Here is a 21,291-nt window from a genome sequence, read left to right as displayed (position 1 = left end):
GTGCGCTGCAAAGCGTCGGCATTGTCCCCTTCGTCTAGTGGCCTAGGACACCGCCCTTTCACGGCGGTAACAGGGGTTCGAGTCCCCTAGGGGACGCCATTTGCGGGAATAGCTCAGTTGGTAGAGCACGACCTTGCCAAGGTCGGGGTCGCGAGTTCGAGTCTCGTTTCCCGCTCCAGTTTTTCAAACTGTGGCGTTCATGACGTACAGCGGTGGTGAAGGGCAGTACGCCGGTCACGCCGACAGAAGCACGCTTTACATTGCGGGAATAGCTCAGTTGGTAGAGCACGACCTTGCCAAGGTCGGGGTCGCGAGTTCGAGTCTCGTTTCCCGCTCCAAACGTAGTACGAAAAAGGGGACCTCTGGTCCCCTTTTTTGCGTCTGAATTTTTTCACGCTGACCCAGTGACTGCGCCGGCGCCCCTGAATCAGGGGCGTGTAGGGCTCAGCGGTAGGTGATGGTGAAGTTCAACGCGCCTTCGCCCACGCCCGGTTTCACCCGCGGGGCGATCTGAACATAGCGTGCCTGAAAATCCAGGCGGGTGAGGCCGATGTCCAGGGCTTTCATCAACTGATCGGCTTGCAGCGGCATCGGCGAGCCGTCGCTGCGCAATAGCTGAATACCCAGGCCGATATCGTCCGACGTGCTCGTCAGGCTGAACACGCCTTGATCAGGGTCGATTGCCCGAGAGCCTTTGGCACCGTCGAGATGCACAAAGACATCCGCACGGGTGGCGCCGGGCACACTGCTGTCCTGGCAATCGTTTAGGGTGATATGGAAGGGTACGGACGGCGTGTGCGTGCCGACGCCCTTGAAGTCTTCAACCTTGTGATCACCCAGCAACACCGGGTCGGCACTCACCGCATCGGCTTTGAGGGAGCATTGCGCGCGAGTGACCGTCGCCGTGAGCCGGTAGTCCAGCACTTTGCCCAGGTCGTGGACAATCCCATGGAACATCTCTCCAGCGATCCGCTGCGGCCCCGCGGCGATGTCGCCGGTCTTGATGAACACCGCCTCGCCATTGATGGTGCTCAGTGACGCGGGGAAGCTGGTCATGGTCCTCATGGCGCCAGAGTAAGGGACTGCGTTGACAGCGTCCGGGCTGAAGCTATTGGTGCTGCTGCCATCGTAGGGATATCCCAAATCGATATACACACCGACGCCTGGGATATTGGTTTGCAGCACGTGACCATCAACGTTCTTGCCTTCGACCGGTGGCAGGCTGCCGCTGAACAGCGGTGCAGTGTTGGGCAACCTGGCGGTGACTGGGGTGGCGGCATCATAAAAACACTCCAGCGTCGTGCTCTCGTTATTGCGAGCGAATAATCGTGCTTTGCCAATGACGGTGCCGACCGGGGCGTCGCGAGGGATCCAGAAGCTGCCCATGTCTTTGACGAAGGTCATGTAGGCGCCACCGGTGCCAAATGCGCATCTGCCGTAGGCGTTGGTCGAGGCCAGCCCGAGCGCGAGGTTGCCCAGGATCAGCACGAGGGGACGCAGGGTACTGCGCAGCGCAGAAGTCATGAGGTTTGTTCCTGTAAGAGGGTAGCGGAGGCCGGGGCGGCGTCGTCAGGGGAGTGCGGCAGGCACGCCAGCGTTTGCAGGCGATAGCCGTCGCTGTACGGCATCGTTTGCGCATCCAGCATCACCTGGCAGTGTTGAATAGCGCTGTCGCCCCAGCGCACCTGCAGCTGCTGCAGCCCGGGTTCGGTGGTGGCCAGCAGGGTTTGCCCGGCTTGGCCGACGCTCCCCAGTACCTCGCCCTGGGCATTGCTGACCTGGGCACCGAAGGGCAGCGGGCGGCCGTCGGGCTGATGCAGGGTCAGCACCATCCGCAGCACCTTGCGGGCATCGAAACGGGCCTTGATCACCGCGCCCCGGCGCGGCACCACCTGCTGGCTGGCATTGTCGATGATGACCTCGGGCGATAGCTGGTCGGTGTCCAGCACCAGCGAATTGATCCGATACGGGTTCAGGTGCGAGACCAGCAGATAGCCCTGGGCGTCGGTGCGAGCCGAGGACGCGTTCTGCACGCCGACGTTGGCGACGTCGGGTACATGGACCAGGGCCGGGGTTTCGCCCAGATAGCTGCCGAAGGCGATACCGTCGGCATGCACCAGTACCGCACCGCTGGCGTTCAGGGACAGGCTGCGTTGCTGGCGTGACTCGTTGTAACCTGCCCCGAAGCTGGCCTGGCTGCCCTGATAAGCGAGGGATACGGCGCCGTTCTGGTGCTGGTTCCGATCGTTGTTGAGCGAAGCATGGTAGCTGAGGCGATCATCCAGCAGGCCGCCCTGCAGGCTCGCCCGCTCGCTGGACTTGCCATCGACGTGTTGCAGGTTGAACGAAGCGGTATGCGGGCGGCGGCCAAAATCCAGCGGCAGGCTCAAGCTGACCCCGAACTGGCGGCTGTCGGTGTTGCGCGAACTGAGCGATTGCGAGGCGAACAGGTTGACCCCCAGCTTGTCCACGCGGGTGTTGTACTGCAACTGGTACTGACGGCGTTGCTGATTGCTGTGCCAGAAGTCTTCCTGCGACAGGGTCAGGCTCAGCGAACTGCTGCGGCCAAGGTTCTGGTACAGCGAGGCCTCGACCCGGCTGCGCCGGCTGCCTGCAAAGCGCGCGTCGGCGAAGCGCTGCTGGACCGCTTCGTCAAAGTCGCGGTAGCCCTCGGTGGAGTAGCGGTAGCCGGCGAAGCGCAGGCTGGTGCGGGTCTGGAAGGTCTTGCCGTAACGCAGGCTGTAACTTTGCCCCTGGACGTGGCCCAGGGTGCTACCCAGGTCGGTATTGGCCTGGGTGACATCCAGCGAAAACGCGCCCAGCTCGCCGAAGTCGCGGGCCATGCCCAGCACATCGGCTCGGTAGTGGTCACTGACAAGCAGGCCGCCATAAAGGGTGGTGCCCCAGGCGCCGCCGCGCGCCAGCGTGCCCTGCCAGAAGCGCGGCTCGTCGAGGTGCCTGGCGCCAGTGTAATTGCCAACGGTGGCGCTGTAGCGCCAGACGCCTTCGCGCAAGAGGCTGCCCATCGATGAATAGGGCTGGATGAAACGGCTGACCTGGCCATCGCTCTCGGTGACGACGATTTCCAGCTCACCGTTGCCGGAGCCGACACTCAGGTCGTCGATTTCGTAGGGGCCGGGCGCCACGTAGGTCGAGTAGATCGGAAAGCCGCTGCGCAGCACTTCGACCTTGGCCCGGGTTTGTGCCACACCGCGGATCACTGGGGCGTACTGTTGCAGGGTGTCGGACAGCATGCCCTGGTCGGAGGCCAGGCGCGCGCCGGAGAAGGCGAAGGAGCGAAACATGTCGCCGCTGGTAAAGGTTTCACCCAGGGTGAGGTTGGCATACAGGCCCGGCAGGTCGCGCTGGGCGTAGGTGTCAGTGCGGGTCCAGCGGCGCCGGCCCTGTTCATCCTCGCGCAGGAACTGTTGGCTGCGCAGGCGCCAGGCCCCCAGATTGAGCCCGCTGTTGAGGTTGAGGTCCTGGCTGTGGGTGTTGCGCCCGTCGCGCCGGCTGCTGTACTGGGCAGACGCCTGGTAGTTGATGAAAGCGGCCGGGATGCCGGTGTCCCAGCGTTCTTGCGGCACGCTGCTGGAGCGATCCTGGCGCAGGGCAATCTGCGGGATCGACAGCGACAAGCGCAGCTGCGACGGATCGAAATCAACCCGCGCCTGGGGGATCAGCGCTGCCAGGTCGATACAGCGATCGTCATCGGGCAAGGGCGTTTCCAGCGCCTGCTCGCGCAGGTTCAGGTCGCGCAACAGGTCGCGGGTCAGGCAGGCCTGTAACGCTTTGCCTTTGCCAGACTGACGGAATTCGATCTCGCGCGTTTCGACGGGCGTGAGGTTGACCAGCAGTGCCACCCGATAGCGCCCAGGGGTCAGCGGGGTATCCGCCGCCAGGCTTTGCAGGGCAAGCGCACCCGCTTCGGCCGCCTGGCCGGGTGGTTGGCGCATGAAACCTGCCTGGAACTGCGAAGAGGGGCTTTCGGCAAGGGCGGGTGCGCTCAGCACCAGGGTCAGGCAACTGCCCGTAAAGGGTGGAAGCAGGGCGATGCGCAGGCGCGACGGCAGAGGCCTGCGCCGGTCAAGTCGGGACATGGGAGGATCCTGAACTGCATGCACTACCGATCGCAGTGGATCGGTGAGTGGTGGCTGGAGCGTGGGGGGAACCGCGATGTACCGACCGCCTCAGCGGCAGGTACATCGGGTTCGAGGGCGCTAGGTTAGGCTGGCGCCGGAAGGGGGGATGTAGGCAATTTCTCTGGTTCGCAGTGGAGTAGTCTACGTAGCGATATGGACTACCGCTGCATGGCGCAGAGCGTGCTCAGGCTCGACAACCCTCAGGTTTAGCCATTTATGATTCTCCATTGCTGGTGATTATCTCTCCAGGCGATGTATTGCCCCTTACCCACTTGGGTAAAGTCAGCGGGCACTGGTCTCCATGGGGATGCCGCCCCTGGTGTGGCAGTTGTATGGCCACTGTTTGCTACCGGATTGACGCTCGACGCTGAGCTCGCGCGCGAGAGTGCCGGGGAAGCGACTGGTGACGGACTGGAAGCGTTTTCGAACATCTCTAGGTCCAGCCCTGACCAACTTTGTGAACCGGTTCTGCTTCCCATGGCTGCGTCGGGCTCGGGCAAGTTGGCGATCGAGCTTCTGGTGGGTCCACTCAAACTCGGCGACCTCGACAGCCCCGCTGGCGCATTACCTTTGACCTTGCTCGTGGCCGTGGCGACCTTGGAGACATTGTCGAACAAGGCTTTTTTCCCCGCTTGGTAACTGGCCGCGGCTTTCGCAGACTGCGCCGCCTTGACTGCGCCAAGTGCAGCGCGAGTGCCATTGATCCCCGCAGCCCCGATGAAGCCGCCCATGAAACTGAGCCCGTAGGCGATGTAGGTCAGGTTGGCGTTGTCATCTCCGGTAATTGCGGTGTAGGTCTGGATGCCGAGCGCCGCTGCGTTGGCTGCCACCCCGCCCAGACCGGCAACATAGCTCAGCGTGAGGCCAATGGTCGCCGGTGCGGTCCACGGCATGGTGAAGGCCGCCACGCCGAGCATCAAGGCGGCGATGCCTACGCCGATCCATGCGCCCCACGGTGTCTTCGGCTTCTCCGGCGGATCGACATACGACGGTGGATCGCGATCCGGCGAGACGCCTTCGGCCCGGTGCCCGGTGGGGTCACGCCAGTTGACCGGGTTGCCCAGTGCATACAGGTAGGGGTTGATGCCGGCCTCTTCGGGGCTCAGCGAATCCGGGCTGTGGAAGCGCATCAAGCCTGGGTTGTAGGCACGATAACCGTTGCCCAGCAGGTACCAGCCAAGCGCCTCTTCACGGGCTTCGCCGTTGAACGCCAGCAGGCTGCGCATGCCATTGTCATCGGGCCGTTCGCCGTAGGCACTATAGTCTGCGTGGCGGGTGCCCTGCGCATCGCATTCGCCGATGACGCTGCCCGACAGGTCGCTGAGCAGCAGTTGCGTGGCGTCGGCATCGGCGGGGTAGTGCTGCACCCCCAGCGGTTGGATGCCGGCATACAGGTAGTGGGTCAGCACATCGTCTTGCGAGGTGCAGTGCAATTGCTGACCTAGGAAGCGCCGGTCGACCTGGCGAGTGCCGCCGTGCAGCGAGCCCACCAGCTCATCATGGCCATCGTACTGGTACTCGACCAACGGAGTCACACCGTCGACCTCCAGCACCCGTTGCAGGCGGCCGAGGGTGTCGTATTCAAGCTTGCGCCCCTGCTCGTCATTGAGCATGTTGCCGAATTCGTCGTAGTCGAACGCTTGCTCTGCGGGGTAATCCTCAAGCAGGCGATGGGTCACTTTGGTCAGCTTGAAGCTGCCATCCGTCGCGTAGGTAAAGTCGGCTCGGTCGCTGGTGCCATCGGCGAATTGGGTTACGCAGCGGGTGAGGTTGTCTCGTTCGTCGAATCGGAACTGCTGCAGACTGATCGGCCGCCCTTTGGCATTGCGCGGCAGTGCCTCGCCGTCACAGCAATGTTCGAAGAGGCGATCGAGCTCATCGTACTCGAAAGTCTCTTTGCGCACCTGTTTGCCAGCGCGGTGCAAGGTACGGCTCGCAAGAAGGTCGTTGTCCAGCCAGGTCAGGTTGACTACCTGCTGTTCGCTGCCATTGACGCTCAGTGTGCGGGTAACCTCGCGTCCCAGCGCGTCGTAGGCCAGCGTGCACTGCACCTGGCGATCGGCATTGTCGCTGTCGCGGGTGGTGGTGGAGGCGAGCAAGCCTTCGCTGTTGTAGCCGAAGGTACAGTGCAGGCTGCCCTGGTCCACGCGGGTGACGCGCCCGAGGCTGTCATAGGCATAGTGGCAGTCGTGACCATCGGAGTGCTCGCGGGCCTGGATTCGCCCTTGCAGCGAGTGCCGGTAGGCGTTGTGATGCTGTTGCTGGTCGGCGACTTTCCAGGTTTCTGCGCGCAGGTGACCCTGAGCGGAGTAGTGGTATTCGCGGCTACCGCTGGCATTGGCGGCACTGGCAATCTCTGCGCTCACCGCGTCGTAGGCATAATTGGCCTGCAATTCGCTGCTGGGCGCGCTTTGACCCTCCACTTCAATCCGGGCGCTGACGTGGGTCGGCTGCACGGTCAACTGCGGCAGGTACTGGTAGCCGATCACCCGCTTGCGCAGGCCCTTGCCAGTGCGCTCGAGGCTGTAGCTCGTGCGCTTCTCCACCAGCGGGGTGGTGCTGCGGTAATCGTATTCTTCGAGGCGCGGGCCAACCTTGACCTTGACCAGCCGATCCAGGCCGTCAAAGGCACGCTCGCAGACTGTCTCGGCGTCGCTGCCGGCACTTTTGCGCACCTGCAAGGCGGTGGTCAGTTCACTGGCGCTCTGCGCGGCGAAGTGACGGATCAGGGCGCTGCCATCCGGACGCACGGTCTCGACCATTCGGCCCCAGACGTCATAGGTGTATTGCGTCACGCGGCGTACTGCCTGGGTGCTGTTGTCAGTGAAGCTGAAGGTGTCCTGAACGCAGCGGCCGAGCCCGTCATAGACGAAGTCCTTACGCCCCACCTGGAGCGCTGGCTGGTCTCCCTGCTCGAGCTGGCGGTACTCGAACACCGGCTTGTTGAACGCATTGAGTTGGCTGACCCGCAGCTGTTGCTTGACCCCGGGTGCATCCGGGCTCTCGGACCAGTGGCTGAGACGGTCGCCACCGTCGCCAAACGGGGTGAAGTGGGTCAGCTCCCTGACGCCGTCTGGACGGGTCACTTCACTGCGTCGGCCCCAGCCGTCGTAACCGTAGCTATAGCTCAGGGTGACGTCCGGGGTCAGCGCCCGGGCATCCCCCGGCTGCGTCGGATAGTCATGGAAGGTTTCACCGACCAGACGGCCGACCGAGTCGTAGCGCATGGTCGACACGGTGTACTTCAGACGCTGTTGCGGGTCGCCTGGCATGGCGACTTCGCGCTCTTCCCTGATCTGGCGGTTTTGGCCATCGTAGACGATGCGCGTGAGCACCCCCTTGGCGTCGGTGACTTCCTCGCAGCTGCGCGTGCGGCGGTCTTCTTGCAGGATCGGGTAAGCGAAGCGGCGGGTGGCCCGGTAGGTCGGGTCATCGGGCGCGGTGGTCTGCTCGACCAGGCGATCGAGCACATCGTACTGGTAGCGGGTGACCACACCGAGGGTGTCCTGGTCTTCGACCAGATGGCCGCTGATGATCGACTGCGCCGAACGGGTAGTGGTCTCCAGGGTGCCGCATGGCGCGCTGTAGGTCTCGCGTTTCTGCAGCCAGGTCGGTTGCCCGGCAGGGTCATCGACCAGCTCGTAGCGCCAGCGGCGGCTGGCGGAAACGCCATTCATGCTGAACTGATGCTGGTCGAGGCGACCGTGCAGATGGGGCTTGTCGGGCAGGTTCAGGTAGCTGCGACGGTTGCTGTGCAACAGCGTTTCGTGTTCCTTGGCCTGATCGAGGGTGACCTCGAAGGTGTCCTCCTGCGCGAGTGCGAGCCAGCCTTCAGGCAGCGCCTGAAGGGTGTTCTGGGTCAGGCCAGAGAGCAGCGCATAGCGATAGCGATTACGTTTGATCGCCGCGGCGGGCAGCGTCTCGTCGTCGACCGGGGCGGGGTAGACCGTCTCGCATTTGAGGTTGCGCACGAAGCCTTCCGGGTCCGCCGGGCAGCCGTCGCTTTGCGTCCTGGGATAGTACTCACGCACGGTGCGTATGCCATTGGCGTTGATCTCTTCGATCAGGTTGCCAAACGCGTCATAGCGGGTTTGCAGGGTTTCCGCGCGCCGGTCCTGCGAGTTGCCCTGCAGGGTCCAGGTCTTGGTCACCGTGTGCGGCAACTGAAAGAAGTTCGGCTGGTCGGCGAACTGCAGGTTGGGCAGTTCATGGTAGGTGGTGGTGACGGTTTCAATGCAGCCTTGTTGGCTGGTGACCTGTTCGGTCATCAGGTGGAAACGGTTGAAGCTGCGTTTGACGGTGCGCAGTACCTGGCCATCGAGGTAATGGCTGGCGGTGGAGTCGTAGCTGAAGTTGGCCTGGGTCGACTTGTAGAGGTTGTCCTCGCCCTGGTCGGACCAGGTGACGCCGGCGCCATAGCCGAGGAAGTTATTGCTGCTGAAGGTGTAGGTGTTCTTCATGTGGGTGGATTCATCCAGCGGGTCAGGCTGGAGAATGTGTTCGGCGGCATAGGGCAGCGTGCGTGCGACCCCCGGAAGCGCGTGACCGTCTTCCTTGTAGGCCACCGTCTCGACACCACCGATGGGGTTGGCCAAGCGAGTCAGGTAGTACAAGCCGCCAATGGTTCGATAGGTGAAGTCCCAGCCCGCCTGGTCGGTGCCGGGCAGGGTGATCCGGGTCAGCTGGTCGCCTTCCAGGCCCAGGGTGAAGCGGGCATGGGCGTCGGTCGCGGGGTGCAGGTCGAGCAGTACCCGGGCGTTGCCGCTGTAGTCGATGCTCAGCAGGCTGCGTTGGCAGTCGTCGCTGATCGACGCCAGGCGCGGTTGGCCGTTGAGGACCTGATACGTCAGGTCGATGCCATGCCCGGAGGGCGCCAGTACCCGCACCGGCAGGGCCACGTCGAAGCCTGGGCCCTGGGGTTCGAGGATTTCGACAAGGCCCGATTTATGGGCAATGCGCAAGCGCTTGTGTTCGCCTTCGCTGATGTTGCTGAACTGGAAGCTTTCCAGTTTGCGCTCCGCGATGACCGCGGTTTGCCCAGGGCCGTTATCGGCGACCTTGAAGCTTTCGCCGGTGTGCAGCTCGAGCATGCCATCGGCGAGGCTGAAGCGGGTCAGTTTCAGGCTCCAGCCGATGCCGAAGCCGCTGTTGCGTTCGTTCATCGGGTTGAAGCTCAACTGCAGGGGCAGGTCGGGGCCGCACAGTGCGTTGGGGTTGAGTGCCGGCAAGTCGATGCCCAGTGCATATTGGCCGGTGCGTGGATCGACACTGCCCTGAACGAAACTCATGAAGTTGAAGGCATTGGAATGCAGAGACATACAGTGCTCCAGGTGAAACCACTCAGCTCAGTGGGTGGGGGGGACAGGGGACGTGTCGACGGTGACTTTGCCGAGGGTGTCGCGGGTTATATTATTTTCAGTCTTTGCATCGACGACGATGCCCAGGCCTTCCTTGATAAAGTCGTTCGCCAGATAACCATTAACGAAGTAATCGACGTCATGGTTGTCCAACTTTGAAGTCTGGTGAGTGGTTTTCAAACGCATCCACCACTGTGGTGTACCGTCACTGTTCAGTTGTCTGGACGCGAGTGTGATGCGTGTGGCAGACGGTAAGTCGTCCATTTGAATCTTGCGCGGTCTGCCCAGTTGGGTATCGCCTCGGGTGAGGTCCAGTGTGAAGGTTCGACCGTTGGCATCTGCCGGGATATTGAGAATCTTTGAATCTTGATCGGGATCGCTGACGATGATCACCGCAGATTGCAAGCGTGCGTTGTTATGGGTCATGAAACACTAACCTCGTGAATTAATAGTTTGGTTCACACGTGCGTGCAGCGCCTGTGTGAGCACAATTGGCGGGTGCCGTGCAGCGCTGTTTGAAGATTGGCAGGCTAGGAGAGTTTGACTGGGTGCGCACCTCGTAACATTCACAGGTGCGCGCAGGCTGGCCGCAAGCTGGCGAATCCAGAGGGCTGGTGAGTTCACCGTGAGCAGCCTAGTAGTTGTGCCAGCTGTTCGACTCATTCAACCCGGCTTATAACTGAGGCCCGGCAACCGCTGGCGATGCGGCGGTTAAATAAGTTCCGTCTCTGATTTGAGGTCGCTAAACATGAGTGTGCAACAGACGGCAGGGCTCGAAGAACCGTCAGTTCCTGATTTGAATGAATCGAATGAATTGGACCTGGATGCGTTGGGTAACCAGGACCTGCTGACCTATATCAAATATACCGGTATGCAAGATGGTGACTTGCTCCGGCCGCGTTGGATAGGCGCCAGTATCAGCGGCGAGCCGTTCGACGATGTCGGGGCCGTACGTCAGGTGGGCCCGGATGATCTGGTGAGCGGTCATCCAGTCATTATCAAGAATGAAGATATTCGCGCCGCCGCAGGGGGGCTGGCGGTGTATTCCTATAGCGTCAACGAAGGGCCGGAATCACTGCGCAAGATCTGCTACCTGGGCCTGCGTCCAAAGCCCGCGGCGGAAACCCTGTCGGTGCTGCATGCCTTGCCCTCGCATGACCTGACCCTGCAGCCACGGGCGTTGCCCTCCAATGGGGTCATCACGCTGGTGGTCGCGCCTTACCAGGCCATGCAGGTCGGTGACAAGATCACCGTGAAGCTGGTGGGCTACGACGAAGATGGGGTCGAGGACGATGACTGGTCGACTGTGCTGACGGTGGACAAAGACCATTTCGACAAGAAGCCGCTGTCCGCCAACGTTCCCAAGAACTGGTTCAGTTTCCTCGAAGACGGATGTGTAGAAGGCCATTACCGCATTGCCCTGGCTGACGGTAGCAGCCTGGACTCGCCTGCGCAGCGCTGGAAGATCGACTCGAGCGCAACGCTCCCCGGCCTGCTCGATGCACCCGCCATCGAGGGCCACACCGAGGGCGAGCCGTTGGACCCGGCACGCTTTCGCAACGGTTTGACCCTTCGCGTGCCAGGTTATCCGGGGATGGCTGTGTCGGACCATGTCGTGCTGCATTGGCGTAGCCCGGCGGGTGACCTGATCCAGGCGGCGCGGGTAGACCTCAGCAGCGTGACGGCGGATTCGATGTATTTCCGAGTGCCTGCCGAAAACCTGGTGCACAACGCGGGCGCGAGCGTGCGCTTGACCTACCAGTATGGGCGCGAGGGCGCCAGTCTGGGCTCCAGGGAGCTGCTGATCAATGTGGCATTGATACGCACCTTGCTTGCCGCTGATGTCCGAAGTGCCATCCCGGAAAACGCGCCTGGCTCAGGCCGGATACCCGCTCTCGAGGCCCGAGGCGGAGTCTATGTGGTGGTGCCCCCAGACACCCTGGCCCCGGGCGAGCGAGCCGAGGTTCACTGGATGGGCCAGTCAGCGCTGGGCCAGTATGTCGCCAAGTCACCGGTCAGCGAGGCCAACCCCCTGCGCTTCCTCATTCCGCAAGACTATGTGCCGGCGAACTTTGGCCGCGGTGACCGGGACGAGTCCAGGCGTTTTCCGGTGTTCTACCGGTTGATCGGAGCTAACGGCCATGTCGACTCGCTGCCGTACAACCTTCGGATCACGCCGGTGCCCAGCGCCAACTACCCGCAGATCAACTGTACCCAGGCTGATGCGGGGGGGCTGTCACTGTCGAGGGTTCCTGCTGCGGGTGCCGACCTGACGTTGGGGACCTGGCTGTTCGGCAAAGAAGGCCAACTGCTGACGCTGGTAGCCAGCGGCCTGACGGCAACGGGCGAGGTCGAGGAGGTGATTCTCGACAGCGTTCCGGTCACGGCCGAGCAAGCCGAGAAAGGGGTACAGGCAAAGTTGCCCAGGGCATTCCTGCAAGGGCTGGTAATGGGCGAACGTTTCACACTTTCGCCACGACTCAGTTTTGACGGCGGGGACTATTACACGCCGTTTCGTAGTATCACATTAACGTTGAACCGCTAGTTCATACCATTCAATAACCCCGGTTGGCACGTTGTCAAGCTGCCTTCCAGGACACTGACTGATAGCAAACAATCCAAATCGACTCCAGGTTTATCTGGCGATTCATATCGCCTGCAATTCCATGCAATTCGCAGAATTGTTCATGACGACTCGATAGGTTAGGAGAAAGACCCTGATGGCTAAGCTTACATTCGCAAATTATTTAACTTACTTGAAACGTGAACCCCGCACCAAAGGCTGGGGTGCGCTGTTGGTGTATGACCGTTTCAAAACCAACATGCTGTTGGCGCAGGAACATATCGAACGCTTTGACAACAGCCGTTGGTTGAAACCGATCAGCGTGCGAGTGGAAACCGAAGGCGGCAGCTGGACCGATGTTTCCGAACTGACAATGGATAAGCCGAGCCTGTCCTTCGTCAATTCGAACATCAGCAGTTCGGCGGCCCGTTTGAGCATGTCTATGCAAGGTGGCAAACTCAAACAGTTGCGCAGAAAGACCGGCAGTGAGCAGATCGAACTGGTGGGGCTGTCGCGGCTCGACCCGCTGAGTGCACCGGCCGTGCGCATGAATATCAACCTCAACCAAAGTAACAACGGCACTATCACCGATCAGGGACGGGTGACCCTGGACCTCTCCGAGGGTTCGGGCTACACCTTCGAAGTGTCGAGCTGGAAAGACTTGAACGAAAAGGTCGGCGCCGCTATTCAGCGGAGCTTTGCCGCGCTACCGATCGAGGAGCGGGTGTGGGAGCTGAACACGCTGAAGCCGGTCGAGGGTGAGCTCAACCCCACCTCGTTTGCGGTACGCACCCATTCCTTGGCCAACGCCGGGCAATCTGTAGCCAGCACCGATCGGGCTGAGCAAGAAGAGGGCGCAGTGGTGATCGGTGTCGCCTTCAACGGCGCGAAGGGGGGCGATTTTCCAACCCGTGACCAGGACATGCCGTACTTGCTGCCCGAGCCTGCGCCGAACAGTGGTCATGCGCCGTACACCATGAACGTGCTCTTGAGCAATGCCAGCTGGACCCAGCAGGTACTGGTGAAGTTGCTCAGAAGTGTGCCTGGCTTTACCGAAACCGTGCCGACCTATGTGGTGGAGAATGGTTTCAATGTAGGGGTTGAGTTCGGCTCAGCCAATGTCGCGTTCCCGGCCGGCCGCGATGACTTCGATGGCGATAACTGGGTGACATGGCAGGCCTATGATGCCTTCGATCTGCAGCCGAGCCGTAGCGCGCTGAATTTCCGTGTGGAAGACAACAACATTGTTTTCTCGTGGCGCGCCGTGGCGGTCGGCACCTTCTCATCCCGATTCAAATATGCCGAGTCGTGGGTAGTGGCAGAGGGCCGAAAGGCTGAGTTTACCTTTACCTGCACCAAAAAGTTCGTATCGGAACTGCAGACCAGTGGTGCGCGCAAAGGCAGTGTCATTTTCAAGGGTGACGCGGTCACGTCCACTGTGGACGTCAAGCAGGTGGACGATACCAACTGGAATATCGGCCCCTTCCAGGATTACATTCGCCGTGATACTGCCCCCAAACTCCTGGCTCAGGTCGTCGAGAAGTTCGATACCTTTACCGCTGCCGTAGATGCCGCCGGGGTCTCGCTGGACGTCCTGCGCTTGAACAGCCTGCTGTTTCGCAGCGAGCAGGCTGCCGAGCCGGAGAGCCTCCAGGCCCCTGGTGACCTGTCACTGCTGGGCACCTTGGCACCCAAGCTCACCGCATTCGCCGTCGAACCGCTGAATGCCTCGCTCTCTGCGGGTACCAGCCAAACCTTCCAGCTGACGCCACGCCCTTCGGGTACGGTGACCTGGACTGTCGACCACCTGCCAGGGGAGACCGGCGACAAAGGCACGATCGTCAACGGTGTGTATAGCGCGCCGGCCAGCGAAACCATCACCGGTACGTCGAAGCGGGTCATCGTTACCGCCAAGGTCGGCGACCAGCTCAGCCGCGCGTTGGTGACCGTCGTTCCCCGCAGCGTGTCGGTCTTCCCCTTCCTGCTCAGTGGCCAATTCTCCAGCGAGCCGCCTGCGAAACCGTCCCGCTATGTCGTGACCGGCGGTAGCCTGGGCGCCCCGTTGACCTGGTCGATGGCACCCGGGGCCAAAGGCACCTTGCGCACGCCGGGCGCTGAAGACTCGGACCTGGACATCCCAGTGGACCAGGAGGTGCGGATCTATGTCGCGCCGACCAAACAACCGGGCGCTAGCGGCACGGTCGACTCCCTGATGCAGCTGGATACGGTCAAGGTGAGTGCGGGTGCACAAACAGAGACCATGGATGTCGTCCTGCCCTGGATGCCCACCACCGCCGAACTCAAGGTCACTGCGCAACCGGGCAATACGCTCAAACTGGGCTTGTGGGGGCAGAGCTGGGGCGGCGGCTCGGTGGAGGTGCCACCTGAAAATACCCTGTGGTTCCTGGTCAAGGGTGAGGGCACCCTGGCTGAAACAGGGATCTACACGCCAGGTGCCGAGGGTGACTACATCATCGTTGCCGCGGTTGACAAGACTTCTCCGGCCCTTGTCTGGAGCTACACCATCTTGCCGATGCCATATGACCAGGCCTACACCGAATTGGTCGAGCATGTGCACGCGCACAGCACTCAAAGGAAGGGCTGATCATGACTGGCAACGCTAAACAAACCCTGCTCGATGAGCTGAAAAAGGGCGATGCCCTGCATGGTTGGGGCGCGATCCTCGCGCTGGGACGTAATCGCTTCAATCAGTTGCTTGAATCGCAATTCGTCGATGCGTTCGCGACCCAGGATTTCACCTTGCCGATCAGCGGCGAGTACTTCATAGAAAACCGCACCGAGAAGGTCGTCTTCGACAACCTCATGCTCGGCCCGCCTCAGCTGTCGTTCAAGCATGCCAGCGGGAAAACGGCGCAGGTCACGGTCAGCATGGAGCTGATCGCCGGTACCTGCTACGCGATCGGCCAGCATCCAGGCGCCCCCGACTGGCTGCGCCGCAGCCATCGCTTGCTGCAGGGCATGGGCTATCACTTGGAAATGCAGGCGGTGCTGCAGGTGGTCCCGCTGGAAGCGTCCGGCCAGAGCCAGTTGATCCTGGACCTGGGGGCTGCCACTGAGCCCACCTGCAACCTGGGGATGAGCGATATCGCCAGGCGCGCAATGGGTAACTTCATCCAGCAGCAACTCGGTGAGCAACGCCCCGAGTGGATACTGCCGGTGATGACCCTCGACATGCTCGGCTATGACGCAACCTCGGTGGCCGATTTCAATGTAGTCGCGCAGAAAGCACCGCAAGGCGCTGGCAGCGGCGCGTCACCGGCAGACGATGGTGCCGTGCTGCTGCTCCTGCAGTTGCGCGGTAGTGCCGCCGCAGGTGACGCCCCTTCGGCGCTGCCGTACCTGCTGCCGGCGAAGGATACCGGTGGCGGCAACTACAATGCCGCCCTGCTGGTCGACAGACTTCGTGCGCCGCTGTTGGGCCAGAAGGCCAGCAATACCCTGACGCGCATGCTGCTACCCCAGGCTTATCAGGTGCGCATGAGCGAAGAGCACCTGCCGCACGACATGATTCTGTTCGGTGACCTCGAGGCCACTGCGCAAAGCAGTGACCTGCAACCCGCCCTGAGCAGTGTCGCGGCCTCCCGGCAGGTCAGTTACAAGCTGAACGGAACACCCGCCAGCGCATGGTCGGCGCGCAACCTCGTCCATCCACGTGCGTGCGGTGCGATCAGTCAAGGCCGCTATACCGCATCTGCGCGCGAAGATTTCGTCAGCGATCAGCAAGTGGTGGTGGTCACCGCACACGTGGCCGATGCAGCGGACAGCAAGCCGCGTACGGCGTTGCTGGTCGAGTCCAGCGAGTCCCTGGCCATCTCGCCGAGGGTGGTGCTGTGGGGCAAGGGCGATGGCCCCGTCAGCCTGCGCGCGTCGCAGAGTGACGGCCTGCGCTGGGAGCTGGAGGGCGCAGCGCACGGCAGTCTGCAGCCCGACCCGGCAAACCTGGGTACGGCGCAGTTCGTGCCCAAGGATCAGACCGGTGCGGCGCAGGTCGTGCTGCAGCGGATCAAGGTCACCCGTGGCGCGGACAGCGGTTATGCGACCGTGGCGATTCTCAACTACACGCCAGTGTTGAACGTAGAACCCTTCCATGTGAGCACGATGCCCGCCAGTGGTGTTCAGACGTTCGCCCTGGCCGATTTCCCCGCTGATGACTGGGTACTGTTCGGTGCCGGCGAAATCGACCGAGCGACCGGTGAGTACACGGCGCCTGAGAGCGGCGCGGGCGAGGTCAGCGTGGTCGCCGGCATCGCCGGTATGCACGCCGGCTTTGCGGTGATTGAACACCAGCGTAACAGCCCGCAACAAATGGCCAGCCTGCGCGCGCGCTGGAAAACCCTGAACAGGTTCGAGGTTTCGCTCAACAACGCCAACCGTAACCGGGTGCTGGCCAATGGGTTGCAGCAGGTGGGCATCGATATCCTGCTTGAAACCAACTCGTTCGAGGACGATGACGGTACGGCCTGGGACCCGGTCAGCGACCTGGAGCTGTCGACGTTGGTGATCCTGCATGAGGACGGCACTGAAGTCGATTACCTGCTGCCCGGGCGCGAAGGGCTTGACCCGGATAAACCCGGCGACGGCAAGCACTGGGCGGTGAGCAAGGTGCGCAATCGCTTCGACTACCTGCCAACCGCCAACCGCAGCGCCCAGGCCACGCCGGCACCGCAGCTGGCGCCGGCTGATGCCCGACGCATCGTCACGGTGTACGTGCATTGCCTGGAGGCAGAGGTTCGCAAGTTCAAGGCCAAGTTCCAGGATCATGCCAATGCCTGGCATTACTCCGAGCTCAAGGACGAAACCAAGGGCGTCGTGCAGCTCGAAGGGGTGGTGGTACCGCCACCGAACCTTGGCAACTACGCGATCGCGCCCAAGCGCGTGGCCCGTCGCATGGGCTTCGATCACGGCCAGCCACTGGATACCTTCAACTACTGGCACTACACCACCGATTACTGGGTGATCAGCGCAAGGGACACGCAATTCACCAGTGTTAGTTTCGATAAAGCGTCGATGATCCGCTGGGAAAGCGAACTGCTCAAGGAGTCGTATTGCACGTACACCGGCTACGCCTTCAAACCGCGCCGCTACCGGGACGCAGTGCCGACATCGACAGGTATCGAATACCAGGCCGAGTTGCAGCTGTTGGCGCAAGAACGGCAAGTGGCTTTCAAGGAACTCGACTATGGCTTCAAGGGCCAGGAAGACGTCGCTGAAGGCAGCCTGCTATTGACTCTGGATCGGGTGCCGAACCTCGCCTACTGGTATGACACCGCAGGCACCAATTACCGCAAAGTCCTGGACACGCCGCTGTCGTTCACCCTGATCGACAACTTCGGCATTGCGCATCGGCTCAAGGTCACCTTCGGTGCCGGAGCAGACAGTCGCAACACCCTGACGCTGGACCTTCAGTAAGTGTGGGTCGCCCCTTCGCGGGGCGACTTTCCATCGCTATCAGAACGAAAACGATCCTATGACGACGCAAACCCTGATTCACTCCAACGCCTTCAACTTCCTCAGCTTCGTGCAGGGCAGTGTCGACCCGCGCACCGGGTTCTATTCCCTGGCCATCGCACTGCCCGAGCTGCCGGCCAACCACCTAAGTGGGCCCAACCTGCCACTGAGCCTGCGCTACAACCCATTGAACATTCAGGACAGCGGCTTCGGCGTCGGCTGGAGCCTCAACCTGACCCAGTTCGACGTCACCACCGGCATGCTCGGCCTGCACACCGGCGAAAGCTTCAAGGTGGCCGACAATGGGCCTGGCCAGACGGCAGTGATCCCTGAACGCAAGATCGACAGCTTTCACTTCGAGAATGTCAGCGAGGGTGCGCAGGAGCGTTTGCGCATCGCCCACAAGTCCGGCCTGATCGAGGTGCTTGAACCGCAGGCACCGGATTACTCGGTGGCGCTGCCAGTGCGCGTACTGGCCGCCAGCGGCCACGGCATCAGCCTGAGCTACCGCGTGGTAAACGGCGCGCCTTGCCTCGAAACGATCACCGATGACACGCTGCTCGACGGACGCCCGCGCACCCTGCTGGCGATCGATTACAGCGGCAATGCGCAGGTGAAGATCGACCTCAATCCCGGCACTGAAGCCTTTGCGCGCTACACCCTCGAACGTTCGGGTGATGAGCTGGGCAAGGTCGTGTTGCCGACCGCCGACCAGGCATGCTGGGCCTTCACCTATCGTCGGGTGGGTGAGCTGCGCTGCCTGACCGCCATGCAGACCCCGGTCGGTGCCCGCGAAGTGATCGAGTACAAGGATGACGGCCATGCCTTGCCCGGCGGCCAGGGGCGCACAGTGCCGTACGTGCGACGCCATGTCATCAGCCCGGGCGCCGGGCAGCCGGACGTCGAGACGCACTACGCGTTCAGCAGCAACAACTTCCTCGGCAATGGCACCGGGGTGAGCTGGGATAACGATGGTCTGGACAACCTGTACAAGTTTACCGGCTCACGCTTCGTCTACAGCTCGACGGCCAGTCACTACCAGGACGGCGCCGCGCTGCGCACGATCACCCGCGAGTTCAACCGTTTCCACTTGCTCACCGCCCAGGTCACCACCCAGCAAGGCTGCATCGAAACGGCGACAACCACCTATCACGAGCTCAGCGATCTGCCGTTCGCCGACCAGCCTGAACATTTCCAGTTGCCCCAGACGGTGACCACCGAGTGGCGCTTGCAAGGCAACCCCCAGGCTCGCCGCAGTGAAGTGACCGCCACCGACTACGACACCCACGGCAACCTCATCCGCGAGGTCCAGGCCAATGGGATGCAAACCCACTACAGCTATTACCCGGCCACGCAAAGCCAGGGCTGCCCGCGCGATCCGGAAGGCTTTGTGCGCACGCTCAAGTCGCAGGTCCAGCTGCCGGCCGCCGACGGTGAGGGCCAGGCCGAGGCCCTGCGCCGCGATTACACCTACATCGCGCTGGCCGCCCTCGATGCTCAGGCCAAGGGCGAGCTGTTGCAGGACAGCGAAGTGCTGGTGCGTGTGAGTGACGGCACTGTCCTCAGCCGCACCCAGGTCGAGTACGCGGCCGCGCTGGCCGATCCGCTGCTGCATGGCCGGCGCCTGAGCGAGATGCGCACCCTTGGCGGCAAGCGCACCCGTACCGACTACCGCTACGCCCAGCGCGTGGTCGACCGGCACCCGGTGGTGGAGACGGTGGCTACCCGGACGGGGTTCGATAAAACGCAAAAAGTCACCACCCTGCACCACTCGGTGCTGATCGGTGAGCCGCTGCTCAACTATGACGACAATCAGGTGCAGATTGCCTACGAGTACGACCCGCTCAGGCGTGTAGTGCGCGAAACCGTCTCGCCGAACGAGGAAGCATTCAAGGCCGCGCGCGCCTACAGCTACTACCTGTCGGCCACGGGCAACCAGGCGGTGCAGGTCATGACGGACGTCAAGGGCGTCACTACCTGGAGCTACGTCGACGGCCTCAACCGGGTGGTCCGGCAGATGCGCCAGGACCCTGACTACGCGACGACCCGGCTGGCCCAGGAAGCGCCGCGGCTGAGCTACAGTGCCCGCTACGATGCCCTCGGCAATCTGTGTGAAGAGATCGAGCACGAGTGGCTGGCGTTGGACGACCTGCCGCTGCGCACCCGCTTCGAATACGACGGTTGGGGCCAGCGCAGCTGTGTGATCGGCCCCGACGGCGTGCGCAACCACGAGCAGGTCGATCCGATCGGCACGCCAGAATCGAACGGGCCGATCCTCACCCAGTGGCGTGAGTCGGCGGATGGCCGTGTGCGCACTGGCAAGACCGTCATCTGGAACAATCTGTTCGACAAGCCGGTACGCGTCGAACGTCTGCGCTGTGACGATGCGCGCGAGAGCCTGCACCAGTACTTCTATGACGGCCTGGGCCGGACGGCGCGAGAAATCGACGGCCGTGGTGCGCAGACCGCCTTCGCCTACGACGAGTTCGACCGCCTGCACACGCATACCCTGGCCGATGGCGCGCAGGTGCTGCGCGAGTATGCCGAGCACAGCGATGAAGACCTGCCGGTGCTGATCAAGGTGCGGCATGCCGACGGTGCCACCCAGAGTGTGCTGGGTGAACAGGTGTTCGACGGCCTCGATCGCATGGTCGAGACCATCACCGGTGGCCGTCGGCGGGTGCTGCAGTACGCCGATGGCATGCGCCAGCCGGAGTCGGTGGTCACCCCCAGTGGCCAGGTCATCCGCTATGAGTACCTGCCGCAGTTGGGTGAGGAACCCTTGCAGCGGGCGGTGATTGGCTCCGGGGTCGAGGCGCGATACGACTACGACAAGCACAATGCGCGGCTGCTGTATTGCAAGGAGCAGGGCGAGGAGCTCTCGCGTACCTACTTCAGCACCGGCCAGGTGCGGTCGGAGGCGCGCGTGCAGGAGGGCACCCGCTACGAGATGGCTTATGTTCACAGCCTGGCCGGTCGCCTGTTGAGTTACACCGATGTGCTCGGGCAGGTCCAGTCCTATAGCTACAACCCGCTGGGCCAACTCGAGCAGACCAGCCTGGGCACGCTGACCAGCACCTTCAGCTATGACGCACTGGGCCGCAACACGTCGATCACCACCCAGACGCGTGACGCCGATGAGGCTGTTCGCAGCGTGCAGATCACCCTGGACTATGACGACTTCGAGCGTGAGACCGCTCGCCACTTTGATTTTGGCGATGCGCAACAGGTATTGGCGCAGACCTACGATGCGGTCGATGCGATCGTCACCAAGACGCTCAGCGAGGGCGGACAACGGCTTCGCGAGGAGGCGTACACCTACGACGAGCGAGGCCGATTGACCCATTACGAGTGTGAGGGTGAAGACGCGTACGTGCCGGTGGACCCCTACGGCAAGAAAATCCAGATCCAGCGGTTCGATCTGGACGCCCTGGACAACATCACCCGCGTGCGCACGCGCTTCGAGGGGGGCACCATTGACGCCCGCTATCAGTTCGACAATGCGCTCGATCCTGCGCAGTTGACCGGTATCGAGGTCCGCGGGCTTGAGGAAACGCCGCGCCGGATCGTGCTCGACTATGACCTGGATGGCAACCTGGTGCTGGACGAAGAAGGGCGCGAGCTGCAGTACGATGCCTTGGGGCGCTTGCACAGCGTCAAGGACGAGGACCGTTCAACCATCGCCCTTTACGGCTACGACCCGTTGGATCGGCTGGCGATGCAACAAACGCTTTGAGTGACGGGCGCGGTGTGACCTGGC

At 62.3% G+C, this 21,291-nt stretch carries 8 protein-coding genes and 3 tRNA genes; 7 read left to right on the top strand and 4 right to left on the bottom strand.

The features are described 5' to 3' along the window. Positions 1–23 precede the first annotated feature (23 nt). The 3 genes from IDM28_RS16600 to IDM28_RS16590 all read left to right on the top strand — a co-directional run bounded on the left by IDM28_RS16600 (position 24) and on the right by IDM28_RS16590 (position 338). Positions 24–99: transfer RNA gene (locus IDM28_RS16600), tRNA-Glu, on the top strand. A gap of 3 nt (positions 100–102) precedes the next feature. Then, positions 103–178: transfer RNA gene (locus IDM28_RS16595), tRNA-Gly, on the top strand. An 84-nt stretch (positions 179–262) separates the two neighbouring features. Then, positions 263–338: transfer RNA gene (locus IDM28_RS16590), tRNA-Gly, on the top strand. A 106-nt stretch (positions 339–444) separates the two neighbouring features. Here IDM28_RS16590 and IDM28_RS16585 read toward each other — a convergent pair. From IDM28_RS16585 to IDM28_RS16570, 4 genes are all read right to left on the bottom strand, one after another. Then, positions 445–1,524: a fimbrial protein gene (locus IDM28_RS16585; protein WP_188036496.1), complete on the bottom strand. Its 1,080-nt coding sequence runs from the start codon at positions 1,522–1,524 to the stop codon at positions 445–447. Then, complete coding sequence (locus tag IDM28_RS16580; RefSeq protein WP_188036495.1) at positions 1,521–4,100, bottom strand: fimbria/pilus outer membrane usher protein; 2,580 nt, start codon at positions 4,098–4,100, stop codon at positions 1,521–1,523. Before IDM28_RS16580 ends, IDM28_RS16585 begins: the two co-directional genes overlap by 4 nt. A 248-nt stretch (positions 4,101–4,348) precedes the next feature. After that, positions 4,349–9,460, bottom strand: a complete 5,112-nt coding sequence (locus IDM28_RS16575) for an RHS repeat domain-containing protein (RefSeq protein WP_188036494.1) — start codon at positions 9,458–9,460, stop codon at positions 4,349–4,351. A 27-nt stretch (positions 9,461–9,487) separates the two neighbouring features. Beyond that, the gene (locus tag IDM28_RS16570; RefSeq protein ID WP_188036493.1) at positions 9,488–9,925 is read right to left on the bottom strand and encodes a hypothetical protein; all 438 of its coding nucleotides are present in this window, start codon (positions 9,923–9,925) and stop codon (positions 9,488–9,490) included. Positions 9,926–10,247: 322 nt separating this feature from the next. Here IDM28_RS16570 and IDM28_RS16565 point away from each other — a divergent pair, with 322 nt between their 5' ends. From IDM28_RS16565 to IDM28_RS16550, 4 genes are all read left to right on the top strand, one after another. Then, the gene (locus IDM28_RS16565) at positions 10,248–12,044 is read left to right on the top strand and encodes a hypothetical protein (RefSeq protein ID WP_150570130.1); all 1,797 of its coding nucleotides are present in this window, start codon (positions 10,248–10,250) and stop codon (positions 12,042–12,044) included. 211 nt (positions 12,045–12,255) lie between these two features. Beyond that, the gene (locus tag IDM28_RS16560; protein ID WP_262500158.1) at positions 12,256–14,667 is read left to right on the top strand and encodes a hypothetical protein; all 2,412 of its coding nucleotides are present in this window, start codon (positions 12,256–12,258) and stop codon (positions 14,665–14,667) included. Positions 14,668–14,669: 2 nt separating this feature from the next. Further along, entirely contained in the window at positions 14,670–17,492 is a 2,823-nt protein-coding gene (locus tag IDM28_RS16555) for a hypothetical protein (protein WP_188036491.1), read from the top strand. A 58-nt stretch (positions 17,493–17,550) separates the two neighbouring features. Beyond that, positions 17,551–21,267: an RHS repeat domain-containing protein gene (locus tag IDM28_RS16550; RefSeq protein ID WP_150573107.1), complete on the top strand. Its 3,717-nt coding sequence runs from the start codon at positions 17,551–17,553 to the stop codon at positions 21,265–21,267. The last annotated feature ends 24 nt before the right edge of the window (positions 21,268–21,291 follow it).

The sequence above is a fragment of the Pseudomonas sp. EZ-C24 genome (assembly GCF_014525325.1).
Taxonomy (GTDB): Bacteria; Pseudomonadota; Gammaproteobacteria; order Pseudomonadales; family Pseudomonadaceae; genus Aquipseudomonas; species Aquipseudomonas shirazensis.
This window is presented reverse-complemented; position numbering and strand designations above follow the sequence as displayed.